This is a genomic window from bacterium, from assembly GCA_029210965.1.
Classification (GTDB): Bacteria; BMS3Abin14; BMS3Abin14; order BMS3Abin14; family BMS3Abin14; genus JALHUC01.
Genome location: JARGFZ010000016.1, coordinates 26,906 through 39,046, shown reverse-complemented (window position 1 = coordinate 39,046; position 12,141 = coordinate 26,906). Strand labels below are relative to the sequence as shown.

General features: G+C 54.7%; 14 protein-coding genes. 7 read left to right on the top strand and 7 right to left on the bottom strand.

What is annotated here, in order from left to right; genetic code table 11:
* Window positions 1-46: 46 nt before the first annotated feature.
* Entirely contained in the window at window positions 47-1,159 is a 1,113-nt protein-coding gene (locus P1S59_08150; GenBank protein MDF1526222.1) for a glycosyltransferase, read from the bottom strand.
* 179 nt (window positions 1,160-1,338) lie between these two features.
* On the opposite strand from P1S59_08150, the gene P1S59_08145 reads away from it, so the two are divergent.
* The 4 genes from P1S59_08145 to P1S59_08130 are packed head-to-tail and all read left to right on the top strand — an operon-like array spanning window position 1,339 to window position 3,650.
* Complete coding sequence (locus P1S59_08145) at window positions 1,339-2,028, top strand: SGNH/GDSL hydrolase family protein (protein ID MDF1526221.1); 690 nt, start codon at window positions 1,339-1,341, stop codon at window positions 2,026-2,028.
* Window positions 1,935-2,468 (top strand): SGNH/GDSL hydrolase family protein, encoded by a 534-nt coding sequence (locus P1S59_08140; GenBank protein MDF1526220.1) that lies wholly within the window; start codon window positions 1,935-1,937, stop codon window positions 2,466-2,468. Before P1S59_08145 ends, P1S59_08140 begins: the two co-directional genes overlap by 94 nt.
* Window positions 2,469-2,512: 44 nt before the next feature.
* A complete protein-coding gene (locus P1S59_08135) occupies window positions 2,513-3,388 on the top strand; it encodes an SGNH/GDSL hydrolase family protein (GenBank protein ID MDF1526219.1) in 876 nt (291 codons plus the stop codon).
* Window positions 3,366-3,650, top strand: coding sequence for a hypothetical protein (locus P1S59_08130; protein MDF1526218.1), 285 nt, complete (start codon window positions 3,366-3,368; stop codon window positions 3,648-3,650). The genes P1S59_08135 and P1S59_08130 overlap by 23 nt, the downstream gene beginning before the upstream one ends.
* A 160-nt stretch (window positions 3,651-3,810) precedes the next feature.
* On the opposite strand, the gene P1S59_08125 is transcribed toward P1S59_08130, so the two are convergent.
* From P1S59_08125 to P1S59_08115, 3 genes are read right to left on the bottom strand one after another with little or no spacing between them, the layout of a single operon-like run.
* Window positions 3,811-3,963 (bottom strand): DUF5989 family protein, encoded by a 153-nt coding sequence (locus P1S59_08125; protein ID MDF1526217.1) that lies wholly within the window; start codon window positions 3,961-3,963, stop codon window positions 3,811-3,813.
* Window positions 3,963-4,415 carry an SxtJ family membrane protein gene (locus P1S59_08120; protein MDF1526216.1) on the bottom strand — a complete coding sequence of 151 codons (453 nt, stop codon included), beginning with the start codon at window positions 4,413-4,415 and terminating at the stop codon, window positions 3,963-3,965. The genes P1S59_08125 and P1S59_08120 overlap by 1 nt, the downstream gene beginning before the upstream one ends.
* Window positions 4,370-5,833, bottom strand: a complete 1,464-nt coding sequence (locus P1S59_08115) for a carbamoyltransferase C-terminal domain-containing protein (protein ID MDF1526215.1) — start codon at window positions 5,831-5,833, stop codon at window positions 4,370-4,372. The genes P1S59_08120 and P1S59_08115 overlap by 46 nt, the downstream gene beginning before the upstream one ends.
* Between P1S59_08115 and P1S59_08110 the strand changes: the two genes are divergently transcribed.
* From P1S59_08110 to P1S59_08100, 3 genes are all read left to right on the top strand, one after another.
* The gene (locus P1S59_08110; GenBank protein ID MDF1526214.1) at window positions 5,804-6,391 is read left to right on the top strand and encodes a hypothetical protein; all 588 of its coding nucleotides are present in this window, start codon (window positions 5,804-5,806) and stop codon (window positions 6,389-6,391) included. The two genes, P1S59_08115 and P1S59_08110, sit on opposite strands and share 30 nt — an antisense overlap.
* Before the next feature lie 225 nt (window positions 6,392-6,616).
* A complete protein-coding gene (locus tag P1S59_08105) occupies window positions 6,617-7,486 on the top strand; it encodes a DUF6492 family protein (protein ID MDF1526213.1) in 870 nt (289 codons plus the stop codon).
* A gap of 78 nt (window positions 7,487-7,564) precedes the next feature.
* Window positions 7,565-8,215 (top strand): class I SAM-dependent methyltransferase, encoded by a 651-nt coding sequence (locus P1S59_08100; GenBank protein MDF1526212.1) that lies wholly within the window; start codon window positions 7,565-7,567, stop codon window positions 8,213-8,215.
* Between the two features lie 105 nt (window positions 8,216-8,320).
* On the opposite strand, the gene P1S59_08095 is transcribed toward P1S59_08100, so the two are convergent.
* The 3 genes from P1S59_08095 to P1S59_08085 form a co-directional block, all read right to left on the bottom strand.
* On the bottom strand, window positions 8,321-9,436 hold the full coding sequence (locus P1S59_08095) for a glycosyltransferase (GenBank protein ID MDF1526211.1): 1,116 nt from the start codon (window positions 9,434-9,436) through the stop codon (window positions 8,321-8,323).
* Between the two features lie 47 nt (window positions 9,437-9,483).
* Complete coding sequence (gene asnB / locus P1S59_08090; GenBank protein MDF1526210.1) at window positions 9,484-11,301, bottom strand: asparagine synthase (glutamine-hydrolyzing); 1,818 nt, start codon at window positions 11,299-11,301, stop codon at window positions 9,484-9,486.
* Window positions 11,302-11,412: 111 nt separating this feature from the next.
* On the bottom strand, window positions 11,413-12,120 hold the full coding sequence (locus P1S59_08085; GenBank protein MDF1526209.1) for a sulfotransferase family 2 domain-containing protein: 708 nt from the start codon (window positions 12,118-12,120) through the stop codon (window positions 11,413-11,415).
* Between the last annotated feature and the right edge of the window lie 21 nt (window positions 12,121-12,141).

Here is a 12,141-nt window from a genome sequence, read left to right as displayed (position 1 = left end):
CCGGATCGTCTGGGGCCTTTCCCGTTTCCGCCGACTTCAAGGCTGTTTATTGCGGCCGAATACCAAGAGCATCGAGATACCCCATGGTGCTCTTTTCAACGGAATAATCTTCGGCGGCCTCCTTCAGCCGCCCGGGCGGCAGGGGGTTGTCCAACACCTGCTCCATGGCCAGGGCGAGGGCGATGTGGTCTCCCACAGACACCAGGGGGCCGAATTTGCCGCCCGCAAGAACCTCCCTGGGCCCGCTGGGACAGTCGGTGGAAACGGAAGGTACTCCCAGAGCGAGAGCTTCTGTGAGCACGTTGGGCGATCCCTCCCCTCTGGACGACAGGACGAAAAAAGACGATCTGGACATCCACGCATGGGGGTTGGACATGAATCCGGGGAGATCGACATCCGCCCCGAGACCGAGGGACAAAATGATTTCCCGGAGCGGGTTCCGCTGACGTCCTTCGCCCAGGATGATGAGTTTGCACGGCCTTTCCTCTTTGACCAGACCGAAAGCCTTGACCAGGGTGCCGAAATCCTTTTGTTCCGTCAGGCGGCCCATCCCAAGGATGACCGGAACCTCCTTGCAGATGAACCAGGGATGCTCGACCGGTTCAGCGGCCGCTTCCAGTATTTTTGCTGACACAACGGGGTTGCGGACGGCTGTTATCCTTGTCGGGGCAATGCCGGTGATGGACCTCAGGTCCCGGGCAACGCCCTCTGAAACCGCCACGATGTGGTCTGCAGAGGGGTAGAAAAGGCGCATTCCAGTGTACCAGAGCCACCTTCGAATGGGGTTTTTACCGGAGATGGCTTCCGAGACAGTGGTGCCTATTCTGCCGACCAGGCGGACCCGGCTCCCGGAAAGCCACCTGGCCAGGATGGCCACCTTTATGGCGCGATCCTTTGCTGCCAGGAGGGCGGAAGGGTTCTCCCGGCGAAGGTGCCGGGCAAGCCCCGGCAGGGTTGAAAATGTGTGTTTGGTGCCAAGCCGGATCTGGCGGACCCCCTCCGGGATGGAATCCAGATGTTCGGCCCTCGTACGCGCCTGAACCATGTCCACACCAAATCCGGTATCGAGGAAGCCCTGGGCCAGATTGGTGATCATACGTTCCACCCCCCCCTGTCCGGAAAAGAAGATAAAAACAGCTATGCGGGGGGGCGCCTTCATGTCCATGGGAATGATCCTCTAGGATGTTATTAGCCGTTCGCAGGGCGATGTTAAAATTATTTAATGTTGAACACAGAAATTTAGTCGCTACTCTAAAAATGACGGCGCTTCCCTTACATTCCGCAACGCTTTGGACGGATCAGGTCGGTCGCCCACTCAAACTTCCGTAAAGGATTATCATGAAAAGACGATTTGTGAGAAGAATGGTACTGGCAGCGATCTGGCTCCTGTTTGTCTTTCTTTTATTGGAAGTGTCCGGGTTCATACTGTTTAACTTTACCGCTGTCAGACCGGTTGGTTGCTACGGGTATCCCCTGGGGCTTTATGTCTGGCACCCCACACTGGATTACCTTTACAAGCCGGGATTTACAGGACACTTCTCCGGCGGACCCTATCGGGAGATATCTCTAACGATCAACGGGGACGGTTTCCGGGACGATCCCTTCGGACCCCCCTCGTCGGGGACCAGGCGTGTCGTGGTCATAGGTGATTCCGTGGTGTTCGGGTCCGGTGTCAGGCAAGCAGATCGTTTCACGGAAAAGCTGCTGGCCGACCCGGCAGTCAAGGACGCCGGAGTGGAGATCCTGAACCTGGGTGTCAACTCCTACAATTTCGGCCATTACCTCGAGCTGGCCAAACTCCGGTACATGGAACTTGAGCCCAATATGGTGGTCGTTGGTTTTACCCTCAACGATATCCAGAAAATGGATCGGGTGTGGCCCAATAAACAGGTCAAGGCGCCGGAGGGTTATGGAGAACCGGCAAGAGTTAAAAAGTGGTACCAAAAGCCTTTGTGGGTGGCCGCATCCAGAAATACATGGGGCTTACCTATGCGGGGAGGTTTGTTGAATATGCCGAGCAGACCCTGAAGCCTCTACTGATGACCAGGGAAAAGACCGAGGAGTACCACACCAAGTGGATGCGTACCGCTGTCCGATACTGGAAGGACGACGCCAACCGGGAGAGCCTCATGAGGCAGCTTGGCCAGTTCAAGGAGGAAATGTCCAACCAGCGGATCCCCTTCACCTTCCTGATCTTCCCGGAGAGGAATGACCTTCAGCATCCGGATGCGTATTCCCTCCCCAGGGAGGCCATCACGGATATGCTGAGGCAGCTTGATATAAACTATTGCGACGCCTACGGCGCCTTTGCCGCTGAGAAGGATGTGGATTCCCTCTTTTTGGCGGGCGACAGTGTCCATTACACACCTGAGGGGCACTCGGTGATCAAGGATGTTCTGCTTTCGTGCGGCCAAGCGGGTATCGTCCAGGTTTCCCCGGTTTTTCATGCGGAGTCTTCACAACCCTGATCCCTTGATCCGTTTGCGACAATGACTTTTTCAAAGGACCGGTAATGAAAAATATTCTTGTGCGCAGGACCTTTCTGGCGATCCTCTGGCTGCTGTTTCTGTTCATCCTTTTGCAGGCGGCCGGTTTTGTCCTGTTCACCTTCACGGATGCCAGGTTCATCGGTAGTTACGGATATCCGGCGGGACTTTATGTTCATCATCCTTCGCTGGGTTATCTTTATACGCCCGGTTTTCAAGGCCGCTTCGTTGGGGGATCCTACAACGACATCGAGCTGAGGATCAACGAAACGGGGTTCCGGGACGGTCCGTTCCTGACCGGATCCGGAGCCCGGCGCAGGATCGCAGTTGTTGGTGATTCCGTTGTTTTTGGCGCCGGGGTGCGGGAGGAGGATCGCTTCACAGACCTGCTTGGTGAAGATGACCGGGTAAAAGATGCCGGGATCGAGTTCCTCAACATGGGTGTGAACTTTTATACTTTCGGCCACTATCTTGCCCTGGCCAAGCTCGGGTTCATGGGGATCGAACCGGATCTGGTCTTCGTGGGTTTTACCCTCAACGACATCAGAACGAAAGGGGGAGAGCCGCCGGAGCGGCGGCTGGTGAAAGGCGGAAGTGTTGAAAACAGCAAGGGAACCAAAGGCTGGTTTTTCAAGCCTCAGTGGCTCAGCAAGATCCAGCAGGCCCTGGACCGCACCTACGCGGGAAAGCTGGTGGAATACGTCAGGGATCTGGTCAAGGTGCTCGGTACAAGCGAAGAGGAAATGAAGAACTATCACACCAGGTGGATGCGGTCCGTCGTGGAGTACTGGAGCATCACCCCCAACCGTGAACGACTGCGCGGGGAGATCAGGGCCTTCAAGGTCGATGATGGACCGGCGTGGGATCTACTTTGTCTTTGTGATCTTTCCAGAGCGCAATGATCTGAGAGATCCCGAGGAATTTTCCCTGCCCAGAAGATCCCTGTTAAGGATCCTCGGAGACCTCGAGATCGCCTACTGCGATCCCTACGACGCTTTCGCGGCAAGGGAGGATATGGAGGAGCTGTTCCTTGCGCGGGACAGTGTCCACTTTACGCTCGAAGGACATGAAGTCGTGCGGGATGCGCTCCTTGCCTGCTCGGAAAAAGGGGTTGTGCCCCTCATTCCCGGCCGACGGCACCCATTAAACCCGCCCCGTCCCTAGGAGCCTGTCGGAGAACCCCATTCAGGCTCCTAGCTGGAGTTTGCCGGAAAATAGCGTTCTTAAAAGACCAGGTAAATTAAGCAGTTAGAATCGCCTTTATTAAAGGACACGCCTTCCGGCGAACATATCTAGCAGCGTGGGACGGTTTCCCGACACGCTGCTAGAAAAGGGTGTAAATGAATGAGGCTATGGCTGAACCCTGAGTGAGGACGATGAGCACCCCCAGAAGCAGCAGTACCAGGATGATGGGCAGAAGCCAGAACTTCTTGCGCTCCTTGAGGAACGCCCAGAGGTCTTTTATCAGATCAAACATCAGAAGGGTCTCTCCAGTTTCTTTGTGTTGGAGGGTTGGCTGGCAACCCTGTAGCTGTCCGTCTCCTTGTCGAACTTCCGATTCAGTATGTCCCGGTTCAGGATCCTCATGATGAGCCCGACCGGAGTGAAGACGACGAAGAATACGACGGTCAGTATAATGGTAGAATTTACGCGGCCCATGATGTGGCCGAACTTCATCCACACCCTGTAAACCGGACCCAGGGCCGCAGGAGCTGCAAGTCCTGCTACCCCGAGGGCGCCGCTCAGGTACCACGGCCAGCGGGGCCACCCGTGGCCTCGCAGCCAGGGCAGACCCAATCCGAACAGCAGGACCACGATGATGGCAGAGGTAAGGCCGAAGTTTCTCAGCTCCTTGTTGTCTGGCCGGTCGTTCACTTCCATTGTCAATCCAGTTCCAGGTTTTCCCGCCAGTCCCGTTCTTCCTTCCATACCGGCTGGTCTTCCTTCATCAATAAAAAGTTCTCCACCACAAGGCAGTCCATGTCGGTTCGTATGAAACACGTGTAGGCATCCGCCGGGGACCCCACGATCGGTTCACCACGAACGTTGAAAGAGGTGTTAACAAGTACCGGGCAGCCTGTCCTTTCCTCGAAGGCCCAAAGAATGTCGTGGTAGCGCGGATTCGTGTCTTCGTGCACCGTTTGAATGCGCGCTGAATAGTCCACATGGGTAACGGCGGGGATCTGGGAACGGGGGACATTGAGTTTTTCGATGCCGAAAAGCCGGTTCTGCTCCCCGGTCATAGGCAGGCGTCTGTCTTCACGGACTGGAGCGACAAGCAGCATGTAAGGGCTCGGTCTGTCTATGTCGAAATAATCGGAGACCCTTTCAGCCATTACCGAGGGGGCGAAGGGGCGGAAAGATTCCCTGAACTTGATCTTCAGGTTCATGACTGACTGCATGGCCTTGTTGCGGGGATCCCCCAGGATGGAACGGCTTCCCAGAGCTCTGGGGCCGAACTCCATGCGGCCCTGAAACCACCCGATGATCTTGCCATCTTCCAGAATCCCGGCAAGGCGATCCATGAGCTCCGGATCATCCAATCTTGAGAATACGGCCCCCAAGGGGTCAAGCTGCCCGGTTATTGCCGTGTCCGTAAAACGCGGCCCCAGGTACGACCCGAACATGGAATCATGTGTTCCATCACACTGTCTGGGGTTGTTGTGGTACTGGTGCCAGATGGCAAGGCAGGCTCCAAGGGCGCCCCCAGCATCGCCAGCGGCGGGTTGGATCCAGATGTCCTCAAAGGGGCCCTCTCTGAGCAGTCGTCCGTTCGCCACGCAGTTCAAAGCGACACCGCCGCCCATGCACAGGTACCTCTCCCCTGTTTCCCTGAAAACAGTTTTGCCGAGGAGCAGGACGATCTCCTCAATGACCTCCTGGATGGAGCGGGCAACATCCATGTGGAACTGGCTCAATAAAGATTCCGGTTTACGAGGCGGTTCGCCCAGAAGGCGGTGGAACTTTTCGCTGGTCATGGTCAGGCCGGTGATGTAGTTGAAGTATTTCATGTCCAGCCGAAAGGTCCCGTCCGGCTTGATGTCGACCATGTGGGTGCGTATTGTATCGACAAAACGCGGTTCTCCATAGGGGGCCAGGCCCATGACCTTGTATTCCCCCGAATTAACCCTGAAACCGAGGTAGTAGGTGAACGCTGAATAGAGAAGTCCCAGGGAGTGCGGAAAACCGATCTCCCAAAGCGGTTCGATCCAATTCCCTTCACCTTTCCAGACGGTGGTTGTCGCCCCTTCGCCAACGCCGTCCAGACACAGGACCGCGGCCCTGGCAAAGGGGCTCGGGTAAAAAGCGGATGCGGCGTGGGACTGGTGGTGGCCGGCAGCACTCACGCCGGAGAGGAGGAGGTCGTCCTGGAAGCGATAAGGAGACTTAAAGGGAAAGACCTCCTTCTCGCCCTTGTTCCCCGACACCCGGAACGGTTCGACGAGGTGTCCTGGCTTCTGAAAAAGGAAGGTGTACTTTTCACCAGGTACTCAGATATCCTTAAGGGTAATGCTGTTGATGGGGATGTTGTGCTCGTTGACGCCATGGGGGTACTGGACGGGTTCTACGCTCGGGCTGACGTGGCTTTCGTGGGAGGAAGTCTGGTACCGGTTGGTGGGCACAACCTTCTGGAACCGGCCATGCACGGTGTTCCTGTCCTGACGGGTCCTCATGTTCACAACTTCAGGGATATCGCCGCGTCTCTCGCGGAAAAGGGGGGATGTCGTGTGTGCGATGACGGGAAAGCTCTGTCTTCAGAGATCAGAAAGCTTTTCCTGAACCGGGCAGAGCGTCTCGCCGCGGGAAGGACGGCAAAACTGGTCCACGAGGGCTCCAGGGGTACGGCCCTGGCCAACGCGGCGGAAGTCCTGGACTATCTGGATAATTACCGGGTCCACAAGTAGACGTGAAACTTGACGGGAATCGCATATTCATGCAGATGACCATGCGCTGGACGCTCGGCAGATCCGGAAGATGGCCGGGGCCCTGATCTTCAACCGGATATTTGTCATCAGGAAAGCCGCCGGCATCAAAACGCGTTCAGCCATTTTTTTTACTTCAGCAAAGGTTTCTATATGATATTCGACGCTGTCGTTTGCGCAGGACCTCACCACCAGAAAGTCGCCACGATGGCTATCAGGTCACTGCAGACCTTTTCCAGACCCGAAAAAATCTATGTGATCACAGCATCCCGGAACTTTGAATACTTCGGGATGCTGAAAGGAAAAGGGCCGCCCCTCGTGATGATCGATGAGGATAAACTCATCGAGGGGATCGATATCGGTACCCTCAGGGAATATTTTACCCGCAGGGGAGCGGATCCCGCCAGGGCGGGCTGGTACTTCCAGCAATTCCTCAAAATGTCCATGTGTCATCTCCCGGAGGTGTCCAATCATTACCTCATCTGGGACAGCGATACGATCATGCTTCAGCCTTTATCCTTTTTCAACCCTGACGGGACACCCCTCATGAACCCCGCCGACAGGTACCACCAACCCTATTTTGACACCATCAGGAAACTTCTGCTTATCGATCGGCTGGTTGATTTTTCCTTTATTTCAGAGCACCTGATGGTCAGAAAAGAGTACATGCAGCAATTGATAGATGTGATCAGCCAAAAGGGGGGCACCGGCAGCTGGCCCATGACCATCCTCGACCTGGTGGAGGATGAACACCTCAGTGCAATGGGTTTCAGCGAATTCGAGATCTATGGCAACTTTGTCCAACGGCGTTATCCCGGCAGCTACGCAATAAGGAAACTCAGGTCATTGAGGTCCGGCGCCAAGAGGACCGGTCCAGTGCCGGGCCCGAAAGACCTGTACCTTTTTTCGAGAAAATACGATTATGTCAGCTTCGAGGTGTGGACAAGGCCGTTGAAGTGGAAGTTTCTGAGTTGGAAGGTGGAAACCGTCTTTCGCTATGCTGTCGCCTCCCTCACCGGGCTTTTCTCCAGGCGGGTCGCCGGCAGATTGAAGATGATCTCCAACATGTTAGAGTGAGTATGGCGCGGCCGGGATCATCCACCAGGAGTGTCATTCGGAATTAAGCCCTGCCTCGGGCCCGTAAAGGGGGAGATTATGAAGAAGTGGTTAGCCAGGCTCTGGTATAAAAGAACGATCGGAAGGCTGAAAAACAGCCGGTACAAGCACCTGCTGCTTGAGGTCGATTCAATAAAAGCAAGGCGTATCCTGGAGGTGGGGGTCTACAACGGCAGGAACTCAAAAAGGATGATCCGGACAGCGATGATGCATCATGCTTCCAGCAGAATAGAATATTTTGGTTTTGATATTTTCGACCAAGTCACCCTCGAAGTTGCTGAAAAAGAAAAGACTGCCGACAAAATGCCCCTCCCGATGGAGCAGGTCCGCCTTCAGTTGACATCTACCGGTGCCAACATCTACCTGTTCCAGGGGTGTTCCCATGAAAGCATTCCCAATTTCTCGAAAACGGAACATGCCTTGATCCCTATGGACTTTATTTTTATCGATGGCGGACACTCCGAAGAAACGATAATGGCGGACTGGAAGAACCTGCAGTCGGTCATCGGTGAAAAGACAGTTGTTGTCTTCGATGATTATTATCAGGAATCAGCGCAAGATGGCTGCCGCAGCCTGATCTCCTCCCTTGACCCTGAGGAGTACTGCACCACTATACTAGAACCTTCTCAAATCTTTCAGAAGGATACAGGCCCACTTGTGATCAGTTTTGCGAAAGTGACCAGAGTATAGTGCTGCAGTGAACCTTCAGGCCTTCACCTGCATGAGCATGGTTCCGCATGGTGACGGGACGGCACGGTTGGCGTCATACTGGAAAAAAGTAAATTTCAAATGGACTCAATTAAGGCCCATGGCCTTGAGATAGGAAGCAGTACTTTTCTGAACCGAATATTCCTCGACGGCCCCTCTTAAATATTCGCTTTCCGGCGGTGAATCGAGGGTCAGGGACATGGCTGCGGCCATGGAACAGACATCGCCCACAGGAACCAGTTTGCCGTATTTACCGTCCTGCAGAATCTCACTGGGCCCGCTCGGACAATCTGTAGATACCACAGGCCGGCCCAATGCCAGGGCTTCAGTCAGGGCGTTGGGAGACCCCTCCCACCTGGAGGAAAGTACAAAAAGTGAACTCTTGGCAAGATAGGCGTATGGGTTACTCTTAAAGCCCGGCAAGTTGACGTCATCACATATTTTCAGTTCTATTGCCAAAGTTTCGATATCTTTCCTGTCCGCCCCTTCTCCCAGGATCAGGAGGCGGCATTTTCTCGTTTCTCTTACTATGGCAAATGCCTTTATAAGGGTGGTAAAGTCCTTTTGCCGGGTTAAGCGTCCCATACCCATGATAATCGGTATTGTCAGGTCCTCGAACCATGGATATGACACTGGTTCTTCGGCCAACTGTTGAAGCACAGGTGTTATAACGGGGTTGCTGATCACGGTAACCTGGCTAGCCGGTAGAGAAGTGATCTGTATGACATCTTTTGCAACCCCTTCCGACACGGCTACAATAAGGTCCGTAAACCTGTAAAAGAATTTCATACCCAGGTGCCAGAATATTCGTTTCAACAGGTTGCGTCCTTCGAGGGCCGCCGAAACAGTGGTGCCGATGCGCCCGGCTAGAAATACATCGGACCGGGCGAAAAAACGCGCCAGTATGGCGACTCTGATAGCCCGGTCCTTGGCTGCCAGCAGAGCTGAAGGTTTTTCTCTCCTGAGGTAGGCGGTCAAGCCTGGCAAAGCCCCAAGCGTGTGCCGTTTATCGAGCTTAATGAGGCGGACGCCGTCGGGAATGGAAGCAAGGTGTCTGCCCTGTGCCCTGGCCAGGACGAAGTCTACCTGGTATCCGGCGTCGAGCATGCCCTGGGCCAGGTTGGACACCATCCTCTCAACCCCGCCCTCACCTGAAAAAGACATGAAGATGCCTATGCGTTTACCAGGATCAGTTGTCGACATTTGTCACGATCGTTTTGTGAAAAGAATATTCCATTGGAGAGTACCAGTCAGTTTAATATATCCATCGGGTTTATAGATTCGGGTGGGCGCTCGCCTGATCCCTCGATGAAGATCCTGTGCCAGAGAGCGAACTGAATGATTGACCAGAGCACCCGGCCCGATACCGGCGAACTTCCGCAATGGTTTATAAGCTCAAGGATTCCCTCAGGTTTGAACCACCGGGTGACCCCGGCATCGCGGGGCAGTGTTTTTCGGAGCCCATCCAGGAAACTTGTATTCAGCCACTCACCCACAGGAACATGAAACCCTTTCTTGGGGGTATCGAGGTGCTCCGGCGGCAGATATTGCAGTGCCCATTTCCTCAGAAACAATTTGCCATTCCCGCGCTCGACCTTCAAGTGGTCGGGCAGGGAAAGACCGAACTCGACAACCCGGTGATCCAGAAAGGGGACCCGGCCTTCAAGACCGAAAGCCATCATCATGCGGTCCGCCTTGACGAGAAGGTTGTCCGGAAGGGCCGTGACAAGGTCAACGTATTGCATCCTTTCAAGATCGCTCCAGGAGCGGGGAGTTTCAGACCAGGCCTTCACGAAGGGACTTCTGGCAGACTGAACCGAGTCCAAAAAAGGTTTCTGAAGCAGTTTTCGGGGCCAGCGGCGGCGCAGATCCCCACGGGTCCGAAACCCGCCTGAGCCAGGGAAGATAAGATTTTTAACAAAACGTTCTGATGGAGACGATCTGTACCGCCCATACCCGGCAAAGACTTCGTCCCCGCCTTCGCCGGAGAAAACGACCTTCAGTTCCTGGGCTGCGGTGGCTGAAAGAATGGCCGTTGGCATGTTCGCATAATCCCGCATAAGGTCGTCAGCCGCCCATACAGTAAGGGGGAGAATATTGAAAATATCTTTTTCAGAAGGTGTGATCTGGGTGTGGATGCTTGAAAACCGGCGGGCCATCCGTCCGGCGGCCGGCAGTTCACTGGTCAGCCGCGTTCCCGGGAACCCTACCGAAAAGGTCCTGATCGGCTCGCCCTTGAAGTGGCTCAGCAGGGCCAGCAGGATCGCCGAATCCGCACCTCCGGACAGGAAAAGGCCAAAGGGCACATCCGAGCGCATGTGCTGCACCATAGCCGTTTCCATGATGGCGTCGAACCTTTCCTGAGCTTCCATCTGATCCATTTCTTCCGGTTTTACGTCCAGCGCCGACCAGTAACGCCATCGGCGGTTTATCCGGCCGCGCTCGATGCGGACAGCCTCACCCGGGAGCACTCGCTCCACACCTTTCAGGATCGTGGTGGACCCTGATGAAAACTGGTTCTGGATGTACTGGAGAAGGCCATCCGGATCGATTTCGGGGGCATTGCCCAGGAGCGGGATGAGGGACTTTAGCTCGGACGAAAATGCCACTCCGTCAGGCAGCCCGGCCAGGAACATTGGTTTGATCCCTATCCGATCCCTTGCCAGGAGCAACCTCTGCAGGCGCTTATCGAAGAGCGCAAAGGCGAACATCCCCCGAAGGCGGGGGAGGAAGTCTTCCCCGTATTCCTCATAGGCGTGCAGGATCACCTCAGAATCCGATTGCGTTAGGAACTCATGTCCGAGTTTTTTCAGATTCCGGCGGAGTTCAATGTAGTTGTAGATCTCACCATTGGCTATCAGGACCAGACTTTCATTACCGGCGTAAAGGGGTTGTCGGCCTCCCTCCAGGTCGATAATGGAAAGCCTCGTATGACCCATTCCCAGCGAACCATGGAGGTAGTACCCTCTGTCATCAGGGCCACGGTGGGACAGTTTCCCGACAGAGGCCTCCAGGTGCCCTGACGGGCCCCCCTCTGACCTTCTGAAAATACCAGTTATCCCGCACACGAAGGACTATCCTGATGGGTGAACCGGTTAAATCGTGTTCCGGTGAGGAAATTTGAGGAGAGCTTGCTCATAAACCTCCATGTCTGGTTCGCAAAGCCTTTCCACAGAATTTCAAAATTCCCTGGATTCCTTGATTTTTTTCTTGACCAGCGGGTCGGCAGGGGAACGGCGTTTATGTTCCGATCGCAGTTTGAAACCTGTGCTTTTCTGGACCTGTAAGCGGAAATCGTCCAGACGGTCGAGAAACCCCACAATGTCGAACATGTCGAGATTGGCAATGGCGCCCTCCACAGCCGACCTGGTCGTATAATCCCTGTCCGGCCTGGTCCCGCCGAAATACCTCACATATGTCGTGGCAAAGGCGGTGGCCTGTTGACTTTCAAGAAATTCTTCAACGTCCTGTTCGATCCGTCCATAGGACCCTTCCTTGTAGCGGCTGTAAAGGAAATGAGAGAGCCACCTGTCAACGGGGTTGCGAAGGCAGGTGATGATACTGTAACCAAGCGGCTTGAGGATTCCCAGGTTTTCGTTCGCCCAGAAATGGCCTGTTATGAACCGTTTTCCAATCTGGGCTTCATGGAAAATCAGCGAAAGCCTGAATTCCTGAAGGGTTTCATCGTAATCCTGGTCCACGCTGGTGATCCCGTACCTTTTCTGTACTGCCAGGGAGGTGGCTTCCGATTTGATGTTGAATTTTGAAAGGCGGTAGTGTTTACGAAGAGCAGTTGAAATGCTGCTGCCGCCGGTCTTGGGGATGTGTACGAAAATGATCCCCGGTTTTTGCACACCCAGCAGCCTGTCTTGAAGGTTCTTAAGCATTGTCACACTCACTTGTTAAAG

Coding starts and splice junctions, on each gene's coding strand:
- P1S59_08150 (MDF1526222.1), bottom strand. CDS start 1,159: ATGAAGGCGCCCCCCCGCATAGCTGTTTTTATCTTCTTTTCCGGACAG.
- P1S59_08145 (MDF1526221.1), top strand. CDS start 1,339: ATGAAAAGACGATTTGTGAGAAGAATGGTACTGGCAGCGATCTGGCTC.
- P1S59_08135 (MDF1526219.1), top strand. CDS start 2,513: ATGAAAAATATTCTTGTGCGCAGGACCTTTCTGGCGATCCTCTGGCTG.
- P1S59_08125 (MDF1526217.1), bottom strand. CDS start 3,963: ATGTTTGATCTGATAAAAGACCTCTGGGCGTTCCTCAAGGAGCGCAAG.
- P1S59_08120 (MDF1526216.1), bottom strand. CDS start 4,415: ATGGAAGGAAGAACGGGACTGGCGGGAAAACCTGGAACTGGATTGACA.
- P1S59_08105 (MDF1526213.1), top strand. CDS start 6,617: ATGGCTATCAGGTCACTGCAGACCTTTTCCAGACCCGAAAAAATCTAT.
- P1S59_08100 (MDF1526212.1), top strand. CDS start 7,565: ATGAAGAAGTGGTTAGCCAGGCTCTGGTATAAAAGAACGATCGGAAGG.
- P1S59_08095 (MDF1526211.1), bottom strand. CDS start 9,436: ATGTCGACAACTGATCCTGGTAAACGCATAGGCATCTTCATGTCTTTT.
- P1S59_08085 (MDF1526209.1), bottom strand. CDS start 12,120: ATGCTTAAGAACCTTCAAGACAGGCTGCTGGGTGTGCAAAAACCGGGG.